The sequence below is a fragment of the Oleiharenicola lentus genome, from assembly GCF_004118375.1.
Taxonomy (GTDB): Bacteria; Verrucomicrobiota; Verrucomicrobiia; order Opitutales; family Opitutaceae; genus Lacunisphaera; species Lacunisphaera lenta.
The window spans coordinates 3262895-3284529 of the sequence record NZ_SDHX01000001.1 but is presented as its reverse complement, the minus strand read 5'-3'; the positions used below and the strand labels follow the sequence as shown (position 1 = coordinate 3284529).

At 65.4% G+C, this 21635-nt stretch carries 16 protein-coding genes; 8 read left to right on the top strand and 8 right to left on the bottom strand.

What is annotated here, in order from left to right; translation table 11 throughout:
* Nucleotides 1–62 precede the first annotated feature (62 nt).
* Both ESB00_RS13625 and ESB00_RS13620 read left to right on the top strand, forming a co-directional pair.
* Complete coding sequence (locus tag ESB00_RS13625) at nucleotides 63–275, top strand: hypothetical protein (protein WP_129048226.1); 213 nt, start codon at nucleotides 63–65, stop codon at nucleotides 273–275.
* Complete coding sequence (locus tag ESB00_RS13620) at nucleotides 272–592, top strand: type II toxin-antitoxin system PemK/MazF family toxin (RefSeq protein WP_164976205.1); 321 nt, start codon at nucleotides 272–274, stop codon at nucleotides 590–592. The genes ESB00_RS13625 and ESB00_RS13620 overlap by 4 nt, the downstream gene beginning before the upstream one ends.
* A gap of 51 nt (nucleotides 593–643) precedes the next feature.
* Here ESB00_RS13620 and ESB00_RS13615 read toward each other — a convergent pair whose 3' ends face one another.
* The 6 genes from ESB00_RS13615 to ESB00_RS13590 form a co-directional block, all read right to left on the bottom strand.
* Nucleotides 644–2059: an arylsulfatase gene (locus ESB00_RS13615; RefSeq protein WP_129048224.1), complete on the bottom strand. Its 1416-nt coding sequence runs from the start codon at nucleotides 2057–2059 to the stop codon at nucleotides 644–646.
* Nucleotides 2056–3579 (bottom strand): hypothetical protein, encoded by a 1524-nt coding sequence (locus ESB00_RS13610; RefSeq protein WP_129048223.1) that lies wholly within the window; start codon nucleotides 3577–3579, stop codon nucleotides 2056–2058. Before ESB00_RS13610 ends, ESB00_RS13615 begins: the two co-directional genes overlap by 4 nt.
* A 187-nt stretch (nucleotides 3580–3766) precedes the next feature.
* Entirely contained in the window at nucleotides 3767–5701 is a 1935-nt protein-coding gene (locus tag ESB00_RS13605; protein ID WP_129048222.1) for a hypothetical protein, read from the bottom strand.
* Nucleotides 5702–5874: 173 nt separating this feature from the next.
* On the bottom strand, nucleotides 5875–6678 hold the full coding sequence (locus ESB00_RS13600) for a putative RNA methyltransferase (protein ID WP_164976204.1): 804 nt from the start codon (nucleotides 6676–6678) through the stop codon (nucleotides 5875–5877).
* A 217-nt stretch (nucleotides 6679–6895) separates the two neighbouring features.
* On the bottom strand, nucleotides 6896–7906 hold the full coding sequence (locus ESB00_RS13595) for a c-type cytochrome (RefSeq protein ID WP_129048220.1): 1011 nt from the start codon (nucleotides 7904–7906) through the stop codon (nucleotides 6896–6898).
* Nucleotides 7907–8048: 142 nt separating this feature from the next.
* Nucleotides 8049–14069 (bottom strand): alpha-2-macroglobulin family protein, encoded by a 6021-nt coding sequence (locus ESB00_RS13590; protein WP_129048219.1) that lies wholly within the window; start codon nucleotides 14067–14069, stop codon nucleotides 8049–8051.
* Nucleotides 14070–14263: 194 nt separating this feature from the next.
* Here ESB00_RS13590 and can point away from each other — a divergent pair, with 194 nt between their 5' ends.
* Complete coding sequence (gene can, locus ESB00_RS13585) at nucleotides 14264–14932, top strand: carbonate dehydratase (protein ID WP_129048218.1); 669 nt, start codon at nucleotides 14264–14266, stop codon at nucleotides 14930–14932.
* A 259-nt stretch (nucleotides 14933–15191) separates the two neighbouring features.
* Nucleotides 15192–15620, top strand: coding sequence for a VOC family protein (locus tag ESB00_RS13580; RefSeq protein ID WP_129048217.1), 429 nt, complete (start codon nucleotides 15192–15194; stop codon nucleotides 15618–15620).
* Nucleotides 15621–15829: 209 nt separating this feature from the next.
* Here the strand turns inward: ESB00_RS13580 and efp are convergent, their stop codons facing one another.
* On the bottom strand, nucleotides 15830–16387 hold the full coding sequence (gene efp / locus ESB00_RS13575) for an elongation factor P (protein WP_129048216.1): 558 nt from the start codon (nucleotides 16385–16387) through the stop codon (nucleotides 15830–15832).
* 234 nt (nucleotides 16388–16621) lie between these two features.
* Between efp and ESB00_RS13570 the strand changes: the two genes are divergently transcribed.
* From ESB00_RS13570 to ESB00_RS13560, 3 genes are all read left to right on the top strand, one after another.
* On the top strand, nucleotides 16622–17953 hold the full coding sequence (locus ESB00_RS13570) for a bifunctional UDP-3-O-[3-hydroxymyristoyl] N-acetylglucosamine deacetylase/3-hydroxyacyl-ACP dehydratase (protein ID WP_129048215.1): 1332 nt from the start codon (nucleotides 16622–16624) through the stop codon (nucleotides 17951–17953).
* Nucleotides 17954–17956: 3 nt separating this feature from the next.
* Nucleotides 17957–18742: an acyl-ACP--UDP-N-acetylglucosamine O-acyltransferase gene (gene lpxA, locus ESB00_RS13565; RefSeq protein WP_129048214.1), complete on the top strand. Its 786-nt coding sequence runs from the start codon at nucleotides 17957–17959 to the stop codon at nucleotides 18740–18742.
* Nucleotides 18743–18894: 152 nt separating this feature from the next.
* Nucleotides 18895–20112: a hypothetical protein gene (locus ESB00_RS13560; protein ID WP_129048213.1), complete on the top strand. Its 1218-nt coding sequence runs from the start codon at nucleotides 18895–18897 to the stop codon at nucleotides 20110–20112.
* A gap of 194 nt (nucleotides 20113–20306) precedes the next feature.
* On the opposite strand, the gene ESB00_RS13555 is transcribed toward ESB00_RS13560, so the two are convergent.
* Entirely contained in the window at nucleotides 20307–20615 is a 309-nt protein-coding gene (locus tag ESB00_RS13555; protein WP_129048212.1) for a gamma-butyrobetaine hydroxylase-like domain-containing protein, read from the bottom strand.
* 110 nt (nucleotides 20616–20725) lie between these two features.
* Between ESB00_RS13555 and ESB00_RS13550 the strand changes: the two genes are divergently transcribed.
* Nucleotides 20726–21592 (top strand): HDOD domain-containing protein, encoded by an 867-nt coding sequence (locus ESB00_RS13550; protein WP_129048211.1) that lies wholly within the window; start codon nucleotides 20726–20728, stop codon nucleotides 21590–21592.
* Nucleotides 21593–21635: the final 43 nt, after the last annotated feature.

Genomic DNA, 21635 nt, shown 5'->3' with positions numbered 1-21635 from the left:
AGCGAATACCAAATAACTACTGATCAGGTATGCCAGCGACTACCATAAAGCTAGAGGCCGACTTGGTCAAAAAAGTCACGGCGCTGAAGCCGAAGGACGAGAGCATCTCGGCTTATGTGCGTGATTTGATCGAGAAGGAGCACCGGGCGCGGGCAAACCGCGAGGCGGCGGTGGTTTATCAGGAATTTTTGGACAAGAATCCCGAGGAGTGCGCGGCGATGGAAGTATGGGAGTCGGCCCCGCTCAGCGACGAGATCGAGCCGCGAAAGCCATGAAGCGCGGCACGGTCGTGTGGGTGGACTTGAGTGACACGTATCCGCCCGAGATGGGCAAGGTGCGGCCGGCCATCGTCGTGTCGGGCACGGCGCACAACGAGGTGCTCAACACGGTGGTCGTCGTGCCGACATCCAGCATCGCGCCGGAAATCTGGCCTCTGCGTCTCGCGGTCGGCAGCTTTGCCGGCAAGGATAGCTTTGCAGTGATTCCCGGCATCCGACAGGTGCGGAAGGGGCGCCTCAAAGGTGCGCTCGGACAACTGACGCACGACAAGCTCGCGGAACTGGACGAATGTCTGGACGCTTACCTGCGGTAGCGGACCAGGCCGGGGCGAGCGCGCCCCGGCTCCAAGGATTGACCAAATCATTTATTGTGCGACCAGCCCCGGAATTTTCCAGTGCTCGTTTGGCGTGTGCGCGTCGCGCATCAGGGCGGCGAGGCGGGCGACGATCTCGGGGTACTTGGCGGTGAGGTCGGTTTGCTCGGCGAGATCCGTCGTGAGGTCGTAAAGGCGGATCGGGGCCATCACGTTCTTTTCGCGGATGCCTTTCCATCGGCCATGGAGGAGCACGGCCTGGCTCACGCCGTTCTCGTAGAATTCCCAGTAGAGGTGGTCGTGTAGGGCCTGTTGGCCACGACCGAGCAGGGTGGGCAAGAGGCTGATGCTGTCGGTGGCGTCGGCGGGCGTCTTGGCCCCGGCGAGATCGGCAAAGGTGGCCATGAGGTCACCGAAATAGCCGACGTGATCCGAGACGCGTCCCGGGGCGATCTGGCCGGGCCAACGGGCGATACAAGGCACCCGGATCCCGCCGTCGGTGAGGGAGCGTTTCAGCCCGGTGAACGGGCCGCTCGGCGAGAAAAACTGCGGGTCGTAGCCGGGGCCGGCCTCGTTGTGCGGACCGTTGTCGCTCGTGAAAAGCACGAGCGTGTTTTTGTCGAGACCCTGCGCTTTGAGCGTGGCCATCAGTTCGCCCACCTGGGTGTCGAGCCGCGTAATCATGGCGGCGTGGGCCTTGACCGTGTCGGGCCAGGGTTTGTCCGCGTAAGCACCTAAGTCCGGGACCTCGTGACCGTCGCCGAGCTCGCGGGTACGCTCGTTGTTGGCGTGCGGCACGACCACGGAGAGAAAAAGAAAGAATGGTCGCTTGGCATTGGCCGTCACGAAGTCCTTGGCCTCCTGGGCGAACAGGTCGCCGGCGTAGGCCAATTTTTTCGTGGCGTAGCCGACGCCCTCGATTGGGCCGATCGGGACGAGATCGTTGGGCAGCGGAACCTTTACGCCATCGCGCCAGAGGAAGTCGGGAAAATGGTTGTGGGCGTGGGTCTGGTGGAGGAAGCCGAAATAGGTGTCGAAACCCTGCTGGCGGGGCTCGCCGGGTTGGTCAATGAGGCCGAGGCCCCATTTGCCGACGAGGCCGGTGCGGTAGCCGGCCTGCTGGAGCACGCGCGCCACGGTCACGTCTTCGGCGAGGAGCGTCTGTGCGGCGGGGCGGTCGCGACCCGCGTTGCCTCGCACCCGGGTGTGGCCGGTATGCTGGCCGGTCATGAGCACGCTGCGCGAGGGCGCGCACACCGTGCTGCCGGCGTAGAACTGCGTGAAGCGCACGCCTTCCGCGGCGAGGCGGTCGAGATGCGGCGTGGCGATGAGCTTCTGGCCGTAACTGCCAAGTTCCCCGTATCCGAGATCGTCGGCGAGGATCAGGATAATATTCGGCGGCGGGGCGGTCAGTGCCGTAACCGGCAGCAGCAACGCAAGCAGCAGTCGGAGGATCGGTTTTTTCATGGCGAGTTTATGATGCCGGAAGGCGGGGCGACAGGATTGAGACGCTCGAGCAAATGGGGGCGAGCCAGGAAGAGCCCATGACTGCCGTCCGCCTGGAGCACCGGTAGCCAGCGGGGCAGGTCGGCGGTGATCTCATCGTAAGCGATCCTCCCGTCCGCTGCGACCAAGAGGGCCCGGCTGCGATTGGTGTCACGATCGGCGGTGGCGACAAGCGCGAGGTGACCCGGGTCGCCGGGGTGAAGGCGCACGCCATGGGCGGACACGAGGCGCATGTCCGGCAGGGGCACCTCGAACAGCAGTTCGCCCGTCAGCGCATGGCCGCGGGCACTGGCCCCGCCATAAATCAGGACGCGTCCGCGCGGGTGGTTCACCAAGGCGAGGGGCGCGTCGTCCGCGGGTACCGGTTTCTCGGCCAGCAATTTGCCCTGCGTGTCCCACACGGCGGCGCGACGGCCGTGTTCGACGGTGAGGATGACGGCGGGGTGCGGGCCATCCGCCGGCAGGAGAGTCGTGATCCCGGCGAGTCCAGCCGGCTGGCTCCAGATTTCGCGTCCCGCCTGGTCGAGGCGCACGAGCGAATGGGTGGTGGTGCTGTAAAATTCGGTCTGGCCATCCCGGTCGAGGTCGGCGGGGACCAGGGAACTGGGCGGCAGTTTCGGGTCGGGCCGGTAGGCCCAGAGCAAGGAACCATCGAGGCCAAGGACCTTGGTTTCCGAGTATCCGCCGCCGGTCTGGGCGATGGCGTAACGGTCGCCGATTCGCACCAGTCGCGAAAACCAGTTCCAGGTGCCGGCTGGCAGGTGCGGAAAATCTAGCTGCGCGAGGGTGGCGAGCGTGGCGGGGTCCATCAGCCGTGCGCCGGTCTGGGAAGCGATCACCAGCTCCGTCCCCGGGTGCGGATGGAGATCGTCAGCCTCAGTCCAAGCCGATCGCGCTTCCGGCACCGGCGTGCGCAGAAAGGTGTCGCCGCCGACAGCCACGCGCGGCGGTCCGATGCGTGCGAGCGCGGCGTTCCGGGCCAGAACGGTGGTCGGAAAAAGCTCGGGGCGCGCCAGTTTCAACCAGACCAGTCCGGGAGCGATCCCGGCCAGAAGCACGACGGCGATCCGCCCCAGCGGGTGCCAACGCCAGAGCCGGCCGGCGAGCCAACCGAGCACCGCGCCCGCAGGAAAGGCGCCGGCGAAGATCAGGGCGGGGGAAAACACCAGCGCGATGGCAGCGGTGGAGCCGCGCGGGAAAAGAAACACCGAGGACCGGATGCCCGCCTCCACCGCGAGGCCGAGCAGTGCGGCGCCCGTCGTGATCCAGGCATTCTGTAGAAACCGTCCGGCCAGCAGCAGCGCCACCCACGGTGCCATGGCCCAAAGACTGAACAGCACCAGAAATAGCCAGCTGCCCGCGCTGCGGTCGCCGCCGAGGATGTTGGAGGCCAGGATTCCCAGCAGCGCCGCGCCTGAGAGCCAGCGGTGAAGGGTCGGCGGCAGGGTCGGGGCGGCAGATGAAGCGGAGGAGGATGACACGACAGAAGGGAAAGGGTTTGGCCCCGTCAGGCAAGGACGCCCAGCATGGGGGAGCCCGCCGGGTTGGCGATGGCGGTTTTGACCCTCGGCTCATCAACCGGGACGGTGCCGAGCCGTGCGATCATCCTGCAGCCGGCGATGTCGGTTGGGGGCCGTGGCCCAAGCCTAAAGCTTATCAACCTCGCCCTCAGTCCTTCGTCACCTCCGGAATCTCCGGATCGTAGCTGCGCAGGAAGGCTTCGTAGCGGGGCGCGACTTGCTTTCGAAAATGATTCTGTCTCCGGGTGGTGATCACCGCACTGACGATGCCCGCATACATCATCAGTAGAAACAAGGCCGGGATGAGCAGGGCCCAGCCGAGTCTGATGGCGAAGGCGATGTGCTCTTCGAGGTTTTCTTCGGTCAGGCCCGTGCCGAGGGCGATGCCCGCTACGCCTAGACCGGTGACGGCGAGGCACAGCAGCATGGTGAGGCAGATGGTGCGCCAGTATGGCGGGGTATGCACTGCCTGGCTCCACCACTTTGGCGAGACGAACGTGCCCGTGGCATGGTTATAGGCCATCAGCACCTGGTTGCTGGAACTCCAGATTGAGCTGAGCTTGTGGCCGACGGACGCCAGGACCTCGTGGTCGGAGAATTTCAACCAGGTCTGCTTTCCCTCCGGGGTCCGCAGCCAGTAGCGGTGATAGGTGGTCGAGGAGACATGGGTGGTCGTGGAAGTGCTCGGCGGCGTGTAGTAGGAGCCGGACCCGGTACCGGGGTTAACAGTGGTGGTCGTGGACACCGTGGTTTCGGTCCACACTTCCTTGTCGTAAATCTGGCCGGAAAACAGCGAAGCCGGGTAGCGGTAGCCGGGCACCTCGATCCACCAGAGGTCTTTCGGCAGGGGGGTGGCGGCCATCTGCTTTTCCCAGGCCGCTTCCGTCAGCGCCTGACGGTCCCAACGAAATGCCCGGCGACGCATCAGGCGCACGGGAAACCATAGGCCCACGACGAGAACCAGCAGCGTCAGCAGGTTGGACATCTGGTTCATCCGCTTGCGCCTGGCCTCGGCTTCGGCGGCCAGCCGGTCACGCTCCGCCAGCTTGCGGAGGTTGGCGGCGTAGGCGGGCAGGCTTTTCTCAAAGACCCGGGCTTCGAACTCCTTGTCCTGCGCGAGACGGGAGACCCCGGTGAAATCCATCTTCAGGTCGCGGCGGGCGGCCTGATAGGACTCGATCAGTGTCTGCACGGCGTAGGGACGAACGCCGGTCGTATTTTCCGCGAGGCGGCGGGCGGCAATTTCAAGCGCGGCTGTCTGCTCGATGTCACCCGACACGCGGGCCATGATTTCTGTCGCCGAGGGGAATACCTCGCCGAACCATCCGTTGCGGCGTTCGGGCAGGCGCGTCTGGAAGAGCGTGTTGACGCGCTGGTCGAAGGGCGGCCGCAATTCGGAGCTCTGCGGCGGCACGTGCTTGGCCCGCAGCTGCTCGGCGGCGGCCGTCTGCTGCGCGGCGACGGCGTCGGGCGTGGGGGCTGGCAGGCTGAAATCGCGATAGAACGCATCCCGTGCACGCGCGATGCGCTCGTCGGCCACCGCACTGACGTCGGCGAAGATGGCGTCCTCGACAAGTTCGGCCTGACGGGCTTTTTCCGCGGTGGCGGCCTCGGCGGCCTCTTTTTTCACCCGGGCTTTCTCGGCGGCTTCCGCGGCGGCGGCGTCACGCTTGGCTTTGGCCTCGGCGGCGGCCGCTTCGCGTTTCGCCTTGGTCTCGGCAGCGGTCCGTGCGCGGGCTTCGGCGGCGGCGGCAGCTTTGAGGCGGTTGTATTCGGCCAGCAGGCCTTGGGCGGGAGGCGTATTGCGCGCGCCGTAGGCGGCGGTGATGCGGGTGCGTTCCTCGGTGAGCACGGCGGAGCGCTGCTTGTAGAGTTCGGGCGGGAGAGCACCGCTGCGGGCCTCCGTGTTCAGCTCGGCCAGGGCCTGGTCAATCTGCAGGCAGCGCGCGGCGTCGGCGGTGACCCGCGGATCGGCTGCGGTCTGCGCATACGCCGGTGGCAGAGCAGTGCCGTGGAAGACCAAAATCCACGCGAAAGCGAGCAGGACGGAACGCAGTAAACGCCGGTGATCGGGACGGGCCATGTCGTTCAGGGGTTGCAGAACTCACGCCAGCCATCATCGGTCGTGAGTTGGCAGGGGGCCGCCGGTTGTGCGTGGTTCCGGGGGGCGCTCATCACGATTTCTAACTAGGCGGGCGGCTACGGCGAGCGCAAGCCATTCCCTGTCGCTGACACGCATGTCGCGCTCAGTGCCGCTCACGGCTTGCGGCAAAGCATCACGCGTACGGAAAGCGTGGCGGTGAGACGGGCGGGCAACTGCTCCCGCCACGGCACGCCGTCCCGCTCCAGCCGGTGGATCGAGGGCGACATTTCCACCAAGTCCGTGAGCAGGTCATGGGTGAGTTCACGCGGGGTCACGACCGCCTCCTCGCTGACCGGCACGAAGCCCGCGAGACCGGCCGCCTGAAGCTTCTCTTCGCCGATTCCGGCCAGCGGCAGAAAAGCGCGGAGTTCGTGCCAGTGGTCCGCTTGGGGATAGATGAAAAGTGCATGACCTCCCGGACGCAGCACGCGCCGGATCTCGGCCAGCGGACGAGGGGCGAAGATCGATTGTACGAGGTCAAGGCTCGCATCCGCGAATGGCAGGCCGGTGAGCAGGTCGGCGCGCAGGATGAGCGACTGCCGCTGGGTCCGGGCGGCGAGCTTCACGGCGTCGACCGACAGGTCGAGGCCGTAACTCACGGGGACCTGGTGCGCCCGGGCGACATGACCGAGGAAGAATCCCTCGCCGCAACCCAGCTCCAGAACGGAGCGCAAAGGTGGGTCAAAGCGCAGCGCGGACAGCGCCTGCAGCAACGGATCGAACACGCCGGCACGGTGCACGCGGTCGCGGGCCAGCATCATGGCTTTCGAATCGCCGCGTCCGTCACCCTTTTGTCGGCCGTGCAGGAGCGAAAGATAGCCCTCCTTCGCGAGATCGAAACTGTGGCCCTTGCCGCAGCGGTAGGATTTTCCGGCGGGAAGCAGCGCGTCGCGGCAGAGCGGGCAGATCAGGGACATCGGGTGCGTCAAAGAATTGCTTTCAAACTTGGCTGTCATCCTGAACGCAGTGAAGGATCCAAGCTGATGTCCGCAGTCGGTTGTGCCGCTGGATCCTTCGCACGGCTCAGGATGACGGTAGGGACGTTTATTGATGGTCGCACTTATGTTGGCTCCGACTTGGATAGGGGACTCAGAATGTCAGCTGTTGAGAACTGGGAGGGTTTGAAAATACGGCTTACGGCCTCAGCGAGGCGAGGTAGGCGGCGATAGCCAGCATGTCATCGGTGGTGAGATTGGCCACAACGGGCTTCATCAGCTCGACGTGCAGACCGCGGCGGTGGCCGTGCTGGATGTCGAACAGCTGACGGACCACGTAACTGGGCGAGCGGCCCGCGAGTCCGGGCATTGTGCCGACGTTGGGCAGGGGCATGCCTTTCAGTTCCGGGCCGTGGCAGGCGGCGCAGGCGACGGTCTTGCCGGCGCCAGTGGTGACGAGTGCCTCGCCGCGCTTGATGCTGCCGACCGGCGCGTAGGCGATGAACCCGACCTGCGGGCTGCGCTGGATTTCAACGGACTCCGGGTCCACGGGGACCTCGATGATGCGGTGGCCGAGCAGTTCGTCGCTACCGCCGGGCACCTGCAGATACATGCCGGCGGAGATCGTGGTCTGCGGCACACGCTCGGTCTCGACGACGCGGATCCACGGCCGCCATGGTTGGGCGGCGTAGTATTCGGCGGCGGCACGGATTTCCGCGTCGGTCATGCCCCGGGCGAATTCGATCATCATCGGCGTGTTCGGTTTGCGCGGGTCGGCGCTGTGGCGGTCGCCGTTGCGGAACGCCTGCATCTGCGCGATGAAGTAATCCACGGGCAGGCCGGCGAGGCCGGCGTTTTCCGGGCGGCCCTGGCCGTTGTAATAATGGCAGCGGGCGCAGGACCACACGACGGGCGGCTTGCCGTGCGAAACGATTTCCGGCGGAGCGGGGTGCTCGCCGGGGAAGTAGTCGGCCGGAGCGAAGATGTCCGTGATCTCGGCGCGCGTGAAGGCGCGGTCGGTGCCGGGGAGGCCGTGCTTCACCGGGTCGGTCGGCGGTGGGCCGGCCTTGCCGGGCGGAACTTGAGCGGTGCCGGGCGGAGGCGGTTCCTTGAATCCGTAGGCCCAGGGCGGGGGCGGCTCGGCGGCAAAGAAGGTGGAGGCAGCGAGCAAACAGGCCGCGGCAGTGGCGCGGTGGAGGGGAGAACGCACGAGGTCTTAAGTAGCGGGCGCCGGGGCGGCGGCAAGGGTTTGTCGGCGGGCTCGGATGGAACCGGCGCTCCGCGCAGCTTTTCGAACCAGCCTGCGCGGAGCGCAGGCTCCACCTTGCTGGGCAACGGTCGGGAGGCGTGTGCTACTTCACCTCAAGCGGCAGGCTCTCGGAGTGGCTGTTGAACTCGGGGGCATACATGCACTGGATCTCGGCGATGCCGGTCTGGTAGCTGCCGCGGAGCTGGATGCGCGTCGAGTATTCGAAGACGTAGGTGCCTTTCGGGAGGTATTCGATGAAGAAGTGCGAGGCGGTGTCGCGCGTGCTCTCGTAGTAGCCGAGTCCGTCCTGGTAACGGTAGCCGCTGAGCACGTTGACGGGTTCGGTGCCGCTGCCGCGTTGGTCCTTAAGGTGGACGTATTCCATGTCGCGATCGGTGCGCAGCTCGAGGCGCACGACAAGCTCGTCGCCGACGGCAACCGGGCCGGTCACGGGCGTCAGCACCGGGCCGCGCTTGGTGTTTTCCTTGATGAATAGCGCCTTCTTCAACTTCAGCGGCGTGCCCTCGTGGGGCGTGATCTTGCGCATGTCCTCAAGGTATTGCCAGTGGACGCTGCCCCAGCTGACGCCCTCGTCGGTCTTTTTCACCGTGACGCGGCCCATCTCCGGTTTGATCTCCCCGCGCACGAACTTCTGCTCGTAGAAGCCGGTGCCGGCCTCGACTTTCTCGGGCTTGATTGTCTCGCCGCCGAGGGCGACTTCCACGAGGGCGTCACTCGCGAGCAGGTTGGTGCCGCGCAACAGCAGGCCATAGACGGCGTCGGCGGTGGCTTTGGTCGTTTTCCAGTTTTGGGTCTGCTTTTGTTTCAACAGCCAGACCTTGCAGTCTTCGACGGCCTGGGTGTCGCGGGCGATCTCGTCGAAGGCCTCGATCATGAGCGCCTGCGTTTCGATCGGTGCGTGATACCACCACCAGCTCAGCTCGGTGTCGCGCCAGAACATGCCCATCTCCTCGTGGTTCACGCTGCGTTCCTTGAGCGACTTTATGATCGCCGGCGGAGTCTCGCGGTCGCCGAAGCGCTGCAGGGCGAGGGCGAGATGCGCCTCGCTCTGCCGGCTGCCGACCTTGGTCCAGAACTTGCGCGACTGGCCGAGGAAAAAGTCCACGGCAGCGCGGTGCGCGGGGGCGACGGGCTGGTCTTTGAGGTAGAAGCTGCGGCTGTAGAGGTAGAGCGCTTCGAGCGAACCGGGCACGTAGAGCTCGGGGTGGTCCCATTTCAGGATTTCCGCGTGGCGCTTCGTCATCCACGCGTCGAGCGCGGTGAGGGCGCGGATAGCCGGCGCGACGTCCACCTCGGCCCCGAGGTGGCGCAGGCGCGCGAAGCCGGTGACGATATAAAGGCTGATGTATTCGCTGGGGCGACCGCCGGGGAACCACGGCCAGAGGCCGTCGCTGAGCTGACGCTCGGCGAGCTGGCTCAAAATGCGTTCCGATTCCGAATCGAGGCGGTTGGCATCGAAGAGCACGCCGACGTTGCGGCGGGCCTCGCTCTCGGCCGTGGCCTGGCGCAGCCAAGGCGTCTCCTCGATCATCACCGATTTCAGGTCCTGGTTCTTGAGCAACGGACTGTCGAGGGCGGGCGTGTTGCGCCACTGGTCGAAGATGCGGCGGATCTTCGGGTCGGAGCCAGCGATGTGGCGGGCGAGGGAGTTGGCGTAGAGCCGGTTGAAGAGCTGCTCGCTGCATTCGTGCGGGAACTCCATTAGGTAGGGCAGGGCCATCACGGCATACCACGCGGGCTGCGACACCATCTGCACGGTGAGCGACTGGTGGCGCAACGTGTCGGACTGCCCGGACTCGATCATTTTCTTGAAGTCGAACTCCTTGGTCGCCGGGCCGCGGATCGGGAGCGGGAGCGACTCGGTGACAAGGATGCGGCGGCTCAGCACGGGGAGGAAGCCCTCCTCTCCGTCGCTCCCGGCGGCGGTGGCGCCGACGGCCTTGTAGGTGAGGAAGCCCGCGCCGTCGGGCACGGCGATGCGCCACGAGTAGCTGCGCGATTGTTTCGCCGGCACGTCGAAGGCCTGCTCGGGCGAGGCGTTGCCCAACGCGGCGTCGGCGGATGCGAGCGTGGCGGCGTCGGCAAAGGTGAGGCGCACGCGGCCGGCCTGCGGTTTCTCGGACTGGTTGCTGACCTTGACGGTGAACTCGATGACGTCGCCCTCGCGCACGAATCGTGGCGGGTTGGGCTCGACCATGAGGTCCTTGGCCGTGACGGCCTTGGCAGTGAGGAAACCGGAGCGCATCTTGGAATCGTGTGCGAACCCGAGAAATTTCCACTCCGTCAGCGCCTCGGGCATCGTGAACTGCATCTTCACGACGCCGTTTTCGTCGGTCAGCAGGTGCGGGAAGAAGAAAGCGGTCTCGTTGAGATTCTTGCGGGCGGTGACTTGAGAGAGGTCGGGCGGTGGCAGTGCGCTATCGGCGGTTTCGGCTAGTGCCGGGGCTTCGGCCGGCGTAGCGATGTCGTTTGCCGACACGTCCATCATGAACTGGCTGTTCACGACCGTGACGGCATTCCCGACATCCCGCAGTTCGGTGCGCACGCGGCTGCCGGCCAGGGTGCTGGCCGAGGCATAGCCAACGCCGTCGTATTCGGCGGAAACCGCAAACGGCGACAAAACAATCACATCGTCGTCGCTGTAGTAATTCCAGCCGCGCAGATCATCGCTGAACGAGCGATAGCGCCACTCCACGGGACGCATCGCCAGCCTCCAATGGCCTCCCACCGGATTGAAGCCGATCAAGGAATTGTGCAGAAAGGCGGTGCCGAACGCCTCCTCCCGGCGAAACACGCCAAATCCGTCCCGCCAACCGTGGGACGAGAACTGGTCGAGCGAGGCATCGTAGAGAGAGGCCACCATCTCCGCGGTGGCGCGCTCTGCTTCGGGGCCGGTGATGACGGCGGTCCACGTCTCCGGCTGACCGGGCAGGAGTTTCGAACGGAAACTTTCCCATTTGAGGCTCAGCTCCTTGTTGCTCCACGGCACGTCCACGATCTGCTCATTGGGATAGACCCGGTTTTCCCGCACATAGGTAACGCGCAGGGTCAGGCCGCCGCGAAGTTTTTCCGTGATGGGGAGGGTGATTAACTCCTGGGTGCGCGTTGCGTCGGTCCAGTAGCTCTTGAGCAGTTTGCCCGCGCTCTCCAGCTCGACGAAAGCCCGGCCCGTGGGATAACCCGTGCCCCAGAGCGCCGTGAATTCCTCGCCGGGCTCGACCCTCCACTTCGGCGCGGCGAGGTGATTGGGAATCTTCACGCCGTAGCGCGGAGCCGCCGGGTCGAGGACCTGCAGGATGTGACGGGCGGTGACAGTCTTGCCGAAGCGGTCATTGGTCGTGAGCTCGGCACGGTAGATGCCGGCGGGCAGGGTTGCCTTGAGTTCTGTGAGTCCGTTGCTGCCAGTCTTGAAGGCGAGTTCGGACACCTTGCGGTCGGTTTCCCAACTTTCGGGTTTAGTGGGATCGACCTTGGGTTCTCCGGGAGGTTTCGGGCGGATGATCACCATGTTGGGGTGATACGAAAATCCCTCCATTCCCGGATTAGCCCGGACCACCTGCGCGGGCTGTTTGAGCGAGTGGATGGTGATCTTCCCTTCGGCCGCCTGCGGGACATCGTCGAGCGAGCGCGTGCCGATGACGAAGGTCACGGGCTTGTCCGGAGTCTGCCATTCGTCGGCAAGGAGGGTGGCTTGCAAGGCGGTGTAGGCGACGCTGATGTTGCGGTTGGCGAAGCGCGTCTCACCGGTGCTGTCGGTCACGCTGGCGTGAATGGTGAAGATGAAGACCGGTTCGTTCTTTTCGGGCACTGCGCGATCCGGCGCGGCGGTGAATTCGACCGTGAAGGTACCGTCCGCCTCGGTCACCGCGGTGCCATGGGCGATGGCTTGGATGGAATGGCCTGACCACCACCAGCACCACGGCGGCAGCTGGGTCGTGCGCATGACGTTCCATTTGACCTTGGCCCCGCCGAGGGCGGCGCCGGTGTAGGCGGCCGCCTTGACAGTCACGCGCGTGGGGGCGCCGAGTTTGGGCGCCTCGGTCGGGGCCGCGATCTCGACCTGGAATTTCGGGCGTTTGTATTCTTCGACGCGGAACCAGGAATGGCCGACCGGCCCTTCGAGCACGCGCAGCGTCATGCCGCCGGTCACGCGGTCGCGCGGGGCGGTGAAGCTGCCGCTGAAGGAGCCGTAATCGTTGGCGACATGGTTGCTGCGGGCGACTTCCTTGTCATTGCTGTCGAAGAGCGCGACCGTCACCGACCGGCCGGCGAGGGCGGAGTAGTTCGCTTTGTCCGGGTCGCTGCGGATGCAGATGCCCTTGAACTGGATGGTTTGTCCCGGGCGGTAGAGGGCGCGGTCGGTGAAGAAAACGGTTTCAGGCTCGGGTCGGTTCGGGGTGGTGTCCTCGGGGGAGACGCTGACGGGCTCGGAGTTGGCCAGAGTGTGGCCTTCGTGTTCGGCCACCAGGATCAGGTTGCGGGGGTTGTTTCTCGGGGCCTTGAAACGAAAGCGGCCGTCGGCATTGGTGAGGATGCGCTCCGCCGATTTGAACCAGCCCTCCCGGTTGCGTTCCCACGCCTGCACGAGCGCCCCGGCGACCGGTTCGCCACTTTCGCCTTTGAGCACAAAACCGCTCAGATAACCGTCGTCGCGGTCGGGCAGCGTGACCAGGGCGAGATTGCTGACCCAGACCCGGGCCATGCTGACTTGATTCTCCTCGAAGCCGAAGGACGGGTCGTGACTGGCGAAGATCACGTAATAGCCCGGCTTCAGCGTCGTCGGTGCCGGCAGGCTCTCCGTGCGCAGTCGAAAATCCTTGGTCGGCGGCAACTCGGCCGACCACTCCAGCGCCGGGGTGCGCGCGAGGTTTTCCTGGATGAAGTTCGGCGTCTCGCCCCAATGCGACCGGGAGAGGTGGTCCGCGAAGCTGACCGGCACGGCCCGGAAATAGACCCGGGTGACGTTGCGGTAGTTCACGTTGAGCGTCGGCCATGGTGCGCTCCAGACGGACTCGGTGTTCAGCCAGGCTTGTTTCGCCTCGATTTGCTGGATGAGATTGGAGCAGCCGATGGCGCCGGCACTTTTCGGAAAGGCCTCGATCGCGCGGCGGGCCAATTCATGGCCCTTGGTGGGGTCACCGGCTGCGTTCAGACGGGTGGCGAACTCGTTCAGGGCGCGGGCGGAAATTTCGTGCTTCGAGGTGGTCTGGATGAAGCGCTCGAGTGCGGCTTGGTAGCGCTCTTCCTTGGTGCTGCCGACGGCGAGGTTGCGACCAAAGGTCAGGCGGGCGAAGTCAGCGTCGTAGAAGGCGGACTTGTCGCGATCGTTGCGGTGAAACTCGAGGAGCTTCTGGTAGAGTCGCACCGACTTCAGGGCGGGGGATTCAGTATCTGTGGTGGTCGGTTGCCAGCGGATGAAGGCGTCGGTGTCGGCGAAGATCGGGTTGTCGGCGTCGATCACAAAGCGGTCTTCCGCGCGGATCGCTCCCTGTTCCCCTGTGCGGTAAAACTCGAGTGCCTCGTGCGCGAAGAAATCAAACAGGGTGGGGCGGTAGGCATCGGGCACGTTGCCGCGTTCGAGCAGATCGTCGTAGGCACTGATCGGGGTGGCTTTGAGGATCTTCTCGTCGGCGAGGGCGGCGGAGTAGTGCCGGTCGATCTCAGTCAGGATGCGCGCGAGGTCCCAAGTCTGGAAATCCGCGCCGGGCGGCGCGGCGGTCTGCGTGCGCTGCAGGAAGCGGCCGCGGTTGCGCTGGAAATAAATCCAATACCAGCGCGCCACGAGGGCCTCGACGGCGGGTTTCATCTCGGGCGGCGTCCGGGTCAGCTCGGCGAGGAGGCCTGCGATCTGTTCCTCGGGCTTGTTGCCCTGAATCTGGCGTTCGAAGGAGTTCTTCTGACCGATGGCCTTGAGGGCTTCGGCGTATTTCTTGTCGGCGATGGCGCCGGCGATGATGGGCTCGAGCGCGGCGATGGCGGACTGGGGGAGCTTTTGGTCGCGGGCCTGCTCGACCTTTTCCCATTGGGCTTTGCGCGAGGCGGCGGACAGGGCGGTGACGCAGGCGAGGAGCAGGGCAAGGCCGAGGGAGAAACGGGTTTTCATGGGCACGGGAAACGGGGGCGGTGGGGTGTCGCCGGGGATTAAACGCGGCGGACGATCGGTTCTTAGAACAGGACACCCGGCCTCAGGTGCCATGGGCCTCCATCTTTGTCGCGGTTCCAAACGGGGCAAGCCGTGAACCGCGACGCAAACTCCGGGATGGACAAGCGCGGGTCACCGCCAAGCATTTGGGCACGATGCAAAGCCTGAAGCACCTCTTTGAACAGAACCAGGCCTGGGCCGAAGCCATCAAGCGGCGTGATCCGGAGTTTTTCCAAAAGCTGTCGCGCCAGCAGAACCCCGAATACCTGTGGATCGGCTGCTCCGACTCGCGCGTGCCGGCCAACGAGATCATCGGCCTGCTCCCCGGCGAGGTCTTCGTGCACCGCAACATCGCCAACGTGGTCGTGCACACCGACCTCAACTGCCTCTCCGTGCTCCAATACGCCGTGGACGTGCTCAAGGTAAAACACGTCATGGTTGTCGGCCACTACGGCTGCGGCGGCGTGCAGGCCGCCTATCGCTGCACGCGCGTCGGTCTCGCCGACAACTGGCTGCGCCACGTGCAGGATGTGCGCGCCAAGCACGATGACTGCCTCTCGATGCTGGGCGACGACACGGCGCGCAGCGCCAAGCTTTGCGAACTGAACGTCATCGAGCAGGTGGCCAACGTCTGCTCGACCACGATCGTGCAGGATGCGTGGACCCGCGGGCAGTCGCTTTCGGTTCACGGCTGGATCTACGGCCTGCGCGATGGCCTGCTGCGCGACCTGAAGACCTCGGCGAGCACGAGCGAGGAGGCGGCGCTGGCCTACGAGCACGCCGTCGAGGCCGCGCAACACGGCAGCACGTCGGTGCCGTGGTGAGCGCGGCGCGTGCCGCGCGGTTATGGGATGAGGGCTGTTGGTTATTGATGGGACATGCCTCGGTGCTGTCATTCTGAGCCGCGCGCAGTTACCGAGCCGAAGGCGACAGGGCTCGAATCCAGGGGGGTGTCGATCGCTTACCTGGATCCATCGCGCGGCTCAGGATGACGGAATCGAAGAGCGGCTCTACAGATAGACGTCCTCGGGCTTCGCGGCGTCCCCCCATAACCAGTAACTCTCAGCCAATAACCCCAGCCCCATGATCCGCCAGCTCGCCCACCTCTGCCTGATGTCCCACCAACTGCCCGCGATGACGGCGTTCTACCGCGACGGGCTCGGTCTGCCGATCAAGTTCTCGCTACAGCATGACGATGGCACGGCCTTCGGACACTACTTCGAGGCCGGGCATATGAGCTTCATCGAGATCTTCGACCGCGCCGGTGCGGCGAAGCAATGGGGTGGGGACGCGGCCGAGAAGCTGCGGCCTCATGCGGGCACACACTTCAATCACTTTTGCTTCGAGGTGCAGGGGCTCGAGCAGTTTCTCGCGACGCTCGAGTCGCGCGGCGTGAAGATCGACCGCCCGGTGAAGGTCGGCATGGATCATTCGAAACAAGCCTGGGTCCACGACCCCGACGGCAACGTTATCGAGCTGATGGAATACACGCCGAAGAGCCTGCAGTTTTGAGCGCGGCTTCGCGTATCAGGGTGGAGCGACCTGCTCCACAGGGCGCTTTCTCCGAAGCGAGAGTCATCAGCGCGTTGAGGAGCCGTTTCGGCAGGCTCAAGGCCCTGGCTTGTCGAATGGGCAACGCTCTCCACCTCCGGAAAACAAAAAGGCCCGCGACTTGCATCGCGGGCCAATCGGAAATCAAGAATCGGGAATCAAAAATCCCGTCAGGCGCGGCCGAGATAGGAACCGTCGGCGGTGCTGACCTTGATCAGCTCGCCTTCCTTGATGAAGAGCGGCACCTGGACCACGAGGCCCGTCTCGCAGGTGGCGGGTTTCTGGACGTTGGAGGCGGTGTCGCCCTTGATGCCCTCGGAGCTCTGGGTCACCTTGAGCGTGACGGAGGAGGGGATGTCGATGGTGACCGGGGCCTCGTTGATGAAGAGCACCTCGGCCTTGCCGTTGGCGACGAGGTAGTTCTTGGCGTCACCGATCATGGCGGCGCTCAGCTCGAAGCTCTCGAAGGACTCCGGGTCCATGAAGGTGAAGGTCTCGCGGTCGGCGTAGCTGAACTCGAGGGTGCGGCGGTCGGTCGGGAGCACCTCGACCGGGTCGGGCGAGTTGAAACGCTGTTCCAGCGTCTTGCCGTAGCGCAGGTTGCGCATCTTGATCTGCACGAAGGCGCGCAGGTTGCCCGGCGTGCGGTGCTGAGTTTCCATGACGAGGTGGGGCTCGCCGTTGAACTTGATGACTTGGCCTTTGCGGACGTCGTTGGCTGCGGGCATGACGGAATCGGGTCGGAGGTTTCTAGTTTGAAAGGGGACAGGAATACCGACCGGCTTTCGGAGCTGTCAACAGCCGTCTCCCAGAAAGGTGGAGCCGGCGCTCCGCGCGGGCTGTTTCGATCAACCCGCGCGGAGCGCGGGTTCCACCCCGGTCATCGTCGATCCCTGGCGGCCGGTCCGGACCATCTCCAAGCTTGTCATTTACAAGTGCTTTAGGACACTCCGCCTTCACCCATGAAGCAGCGCACCCTTCTGCGCGAGGTCTCCATCAAGGGCAATGCCCTGCACACCGGAGACGCCGTGCAAATGACTTTTAAACCCGCCCCGGCCAACCACGGCCTCGTGTTCAAACGCGTGGACCTGCACGGCCAGCCCGAGATCAAGCCGCGGGTGGACCTCGTCACCGACCTGGTGCGCGCCACCACGATCCAGCAGGGTCATGCCAAGATCCATACCGTCGAGCACGTGCTCAGCGCGCTCAGCGGCTGCGGCATCGACAACCTGCTCATCGAGATGAACGCCAGCGAGCCGCCGATCATGGACGGTTCGGCCCGCGAGTTCGTGAAGCTCATCCAGCAGGGCGAGCCCGTGGAGCAGAACGCCGAGCGCGAATACTTCGCCCTCACCGAGACCGTCTCCGTCTCCAAGGGCAACTCCTCCATCATCGCGCTGCCCTTCGACGGCCTGAAGATCACCTGCACGAGCGCCGACGACCGCGGCATCCACACGCAGCACCTCTCGCTCACGATCGATCCCGACGTTTACGTCACGCAGGTCGCCGCCTCGCGCACCTTCACGGTTTACGAGGACATCGAGGAGCTCATCAAGCTGGGCAAGATCAAGGGTGGCTCGCTCGACTGCGCCGTCGTCATCAAGGGCGACAAGATCATCTCGAAGGAGCCGCTGCGCTTCGCCGACGAGTTCGTGCGCCACAAGATTCTCGATATCATCGGCGACATCGTGCTGCTCGGCATCCCGCTGAAGGCGCACATCGTGGCCACGCGCCCCGGCCACGCGCTGAACGCCGAGCTGACCAAGCATCTCCTCGAAAAATACGAGGCGTGGAAGAAGGGCGGCAAGAAACCCGCCAAGCCCGCCGCGCCGAAGGCCGAGATCACCACCGAGACCTCCCTCGATATCCGCCGCATTCTCGACACCATCCCGCACCGTTATCCGTTCGTGATGATCGACCGCATCGCCGAGCTGGGCGTGGACGAGCTCACGGCGATCAAGAATGTCACGATCAACGAGCCGTTTTTCCAGGGCCACTACCCGGGCAACCCCGTGATGCCGGGCGTGCTCCAGCTCGAGGCGCTGGCCCAGGCGGCGGGCATCTTGCTGATCCGCAAGATGACCATCGACGGCAAGGTCGCGCTCTTCATGAGCGCCGACAAGGTCAAGTTCCGCAAGCCCGTGCGGCCCGGCGACCAGCTCAGCCTCAAGGTCAAGCTCACCAAGCTGCGCGGCGCGATCGCCTGCGCCGAGGGCGAGTGCAGCGTCGGCGGCCAGGTCGTGTCCTCGGCCGAGCTCATGTTCGCCCTCGTGGACAACGCCGACTTTGACTGAGCCATGGCCCGCCAGATCCACCCCACCGCCATCATTGAACCCGGCGCGCAGCTGGGTGAGGACGTCGTGGTCGGCGCCTACGCGTTTGTCGGCAACCTCGCGACCATCGGCACCGGCACGACCCTGCACCACCACGCCAACGTCGAGGGCCGCACCACCATCGGCGCCCAGTGCGAGATTTTCCCCTTCGCCTGCGTCGGCACCAAGACGCACGACCTGAAATACAAGGGCGGCGAACCCGGCCTGGTCGTCGGCGACCGCAACGTCTTCCGCGAATACGTCAGCGTCCACGGCGCCACCAACGAGGGCGACTTCACCCGCATGGGCAACGACAACGTGATGCTGGCCTACAGCCACATCGCGCATGACTGCATCGTCGGCAACCACCTCGTGATGAGCGCGCAGACCGCGCTGGCCGGCCATGTGGTGGCCGAAGACCACATCAACATCGGGTGGGGCAGTGGCGTGCACCAGTTCTGCCGCGTCGGTTCCCACGCCATGATCGGCGCCATGTCCAAGGTGGTGCAGGACGTGCCGCCCTACATCATCGCCGATGGCAACGCCGCCATCGCGCGCTCGATCAACAAGGTCGGGCTCGAGCGCAACGGCTTCACGCCCGAGCAGCTCGAAGCCATCAAGCAGGCCTTCCGTCTCTTCTACCGCTCGGGTTACAACCGCACCCAGGCCTTCGAGCACATGCGCACCCACAAGCTCGCCGGCACGCCGGAGTTCCAGCACTTCCTGGACTTCGTCACCCGGAGCGAGCGCGGCGTCGTGGCCGGCAAGTGATTTTCTCCCCGACTGCGGTGGGTTGAGACGCATCCTGCGGCCCTCTCCCCCGGGTTGCCGTTTGACACCCGGTGCGGGCGGAATTGGCTGAACCAGCCCTGCGGTCCGCTCCCTAAGGCGGGCCGCTGACAGTCCCCCTAACCCTCCCTCCCATGAATGTCTGCCTCCGGTTCAACGCCGGGCGCGCGGTTGTGTCCGCGGCTCTGCTGTCCGCCCTGCCTTCGTTTGCGTCCGATGCCACGACTGCCACGCCGCTGGAGAAACCCTTTGTGCTCTTCATGGGGGCTGACCTCGAGGTGCAGGCCAACCGCCAGATGCACCGCGTCAGCGGCGTCGAGGGCGACGCCTTTGTCGTGCAGCTGAAGGAAGGGCCGCTGCTGGTGCCGATGAACCGCAATGTGCTCAACATGCAGGTCACACCCCAGCTGAAGCTCAGCGACCGGACCGCGCAGGTCGCGGGGTTAAAGATCGAGCGGGCCTATACGCCGCAGAACGACCCGCACCGCAAGTTCGCCGCCGCCCAGTCCGGCAGTGCCGCGCAATCCGCGGTCGGCACCGCGGCCGGGCAGATGTCCAGCGCGTTGATGGGAGCGCAGCTGGCCGACCAGCGCGCCGGCGCCCTCGGCGGCGGCATGGCCAGCCTCGGCGGCGGTTCCGCCGCACCGCAGATCACGGCCTTCAACGACGCCAGCCGGGCGGCCGGCTCCGACCTCAATAACGCGGGCGTGGCCGCCGGTCAGCTCCAGGATGAACTGGCCAAGCAGCTCTTCGACGCGGTGCTGGTCACCTGCGAGGTCTCGGCGCCCATGGCGGTGCCGGACGCCTACCTCGTCGTCGTGGCGCACTACCGCGACAAGCAGGACCCGACCAACCTGAAGCGCTGGATCTTTGCCAAGGATCTCGAGCAACTCGGCCCGGAGCCCCAGAAAGTGCGCGTGATGCAGGGCGGCTTCCCCGAGGGCTACGAACTCGTCCGGTCCACCGTTCACCTCTACGGCACCGGCCTGGAATTCGGGACCAACGTGGCGGACAAGAGCGTGCGACTCACCCGCGAGGAGGCGCACCAATACCTGGTCATGGAGCATGTCGCCGCGCACAAGGGCGCGACCTTGTCACCGGGCGTGGCCCTGGGGCTGACGGCCGCGGATCTCCAGGCCCATTTTGATCCCACCCAGCTGGAGCAGGCCATCTACGTCAAAGTCAGCCGCGATGGCCTGCCGCTCGGGGTGTTCCGCGATGCGGAGTGTATCCGGCCCGGGGGCGAGACGTTGGAGCGCTTGGTGGCGGTCGCGAGGTTCACGCCCGCGCTCGCCAAGGGCAAAGCGGTCGAAGGCATCGCCAAGCTCAAGCTCGCCGACCTCGCGCACTGAGCTGTTCTTGAAACGCGGGCGAGGTCGCCCGCGGGGCATCCGAACGGTGGAGCGCGGTGCCCATCCGACGAGCTCTGGGCCTGGAGCCTGCCGAAACGGCTCCCCCAACGCGCCAAGGATGTCCGCTGCGCCGAAAGCGCCCTGAGGAGCAGGTCGCTCCACCCACCCGTGATCCCGCCCGCGGTCTTACTCCCTCACGGCGCGCCGTCTCCGCCCAGCTTCCGCAGCAGTTCGTAGCTGTAGAGCCCGGTGCGGTGGCCGTCGCTGAAATCAAAGCGGATGGCGTAGTTGCCGACGCGTTCCCAGCCGGTGACTTCCACGCCGCGATGGTCGCGCGGGACCTCGCCGCCGTATTGATGGCCGAAGATGTCGCGTTCGCCCTTCACCTCGGCGCTGGGGGAGTTGGCCCGCAGCGTGGCAAAAGTGAGGTAGCTCTCAACGCCGTCATCCCAACGGATGGCGACCTCGGAGCCGATGAGCTGGATGTCGGCAGGGGAGGGCATGGTCTTCATGGAGCCGGTTCGCCGCCGGGCGGCCAGCCCAAAACTCGCTCGTGCTCCGCTATTTGGGCTAAAGTTTACCCGGGCGGGACCGATACTAGACGAAGTTTGTCATGAGTGCGCCCCAGCGATATCCGTCTCCCGAGCATCTGATCCAACAGATGAAGGCCCTGCCTTCCTCGTTGCACTCGATGCAACGGGCCATGCAGTTGCTCGAGGACCCGAATTCCAGCCTCGATGACCTGGTGGAACTGATTCGCCTGGAGCGGAGCCTGGCCGCCAAGGTCATCCACATGGCAAACAGCGCCGCCTATGTCGGCGAGCCTTGCGACTCGATTGATCAGGCGGTGCAAAGGCTGGGCTACTCGGTCGTGCAGGATGCCGCGATGGCGCTCATGGCCATCGAGGTATTTCCCGGGCCGTTGCGTCTTTACGGTTATCCGCCGCAGATCGTTTGGCGTCACTCCCTCGCCATGGCCTGCGCGATGCGCGAGCTGGCGCGAATCCGGCAGGAGGATACGGCCAAGGCTTACGCGCTCGGTCTGCTGCACAACATCGGCATGGTGCTCATCGACAATTGGGTCATGCAGCGCCGGCCCGACGCGCGCCTGGAGCGTCAAGACTGGCCCGACGAATGGCAGACCGCCGAGATGCGCCTGCTGGGTTTCGACCACGCGGAGGCGACCGCGGAGGTCATGCAGACCCTGAATTTTCCCGCGAACATGGTCGAGGCCGCGCGTTTCCAAACCCGGCCCGACGGCGCGCGCAACGCCTACCGGATGGCGGCGCTGATGCAGATGGCCCGCTGGATCCGCCGGCAGATCTGCGGCGGCAACGAGAGCTGCCCGTTGCCCGAACCCAATCTCCTGCGCGAACAGGGCATGCGGATTGCCGACCTCATCGAGATCACGCAGCGGGTCACGGGCGAACTCGACACGCTCTGGAACCGCCTCGGCCTCGGCCAACGCCGCGTGGCGTGAGGCGGGGCGGTTTGAGTGTAGCCGGGGGCACTGACCCCGGTCC

Coding starts and splice junctions, on each gene's coding strand:
- lpxA (WP_129048214.1), top strand. CDS start 17,957: ATGGCCCGCCAGATCCACCCCACCGCCATCATTGAACCCGGCGCGCAG.
- ESB00_RS13560 (WP_129048213.1), top strand. CDS start 18,895: ATGAATGTCTGCCTCCGGTTCAACGCCGGGCGCGCGGTTGTGTCCGCG.
- ESB00_RS13550 (WP_129048211.1), top strand. CDS start 20,726: ATGAGTGCGCCCCAGCGATATCCGTCTCCCGAGCATCTGATCCAACAG.
- ESB00_RS13615 (WP_129048224.1), bottom strand. CDS start 2,059: ATGAAAAAACCGATCCTCCGACTGCTGCTTGCGTTGCTGCTGCCGGTT.
- efp (WP_129048216.1), bottom strand. CDS start 16,387: ATGCCCGCAGCCAACGACGTCCGCAAAGGCCAAGTCATCAAGTTCAAC.
- ESB00_RS13590 (WP_129048219.1), bottom strand. CDS start 14,069: ATGAAAACCCGTTTCTCCCTCGGCCTTGCCCTGCTCCTCGCCTGCGTC.
- ESB00_RS13605 (WP_129048222.1), bottom strand. CDS start 5,701: ATGGCCCGTCCCGATCACCGGCGTTTACTGCGTTCCGTCCTGCTCGCT.
- ESB00_RS13620 (WP_164976205.1), top strand. CDS start 272: ATGAAGCGCGGCACGGTCGTGTGGGTGGACTTGAGTGACACGTATCCG.
- can (WP_129048218.1), top strand. CDS start 14,264: ATGCAAAGCCTGAAGCACCTCTTTGAACAGAACCAGGCCTGGGCCGAA.
- ESB00_RS13600 (WP_164976204.1), bottom strand. CDS start 6,678: ATGTCCCTGATCTGCCCGCTCTGCCGCGACGCGCTGCTTCCCGCCGGA.
- ESB00_RS13570 (WP_129048215.1), top strand. CDS start 16,622: ATGAAGCAGCGCACCCTTCTGCGCGAGGTCTCCATCAAGGGCAATGCC.
- ESB00_RS13580 (WP_129048217.1), top strand. CDS start 15,192: ATGATCCGCCAGCTCGCCCACCTCTGCCTGATGTCCCACCAACTGCCC.
- ESB00_RS13555 (WP_129048212.1), bottom strand. CDS start 20,615: ATGCCCTCCCCTGCCGACATCCAGCTCATCGGCTCCGAGGTCGCCATC.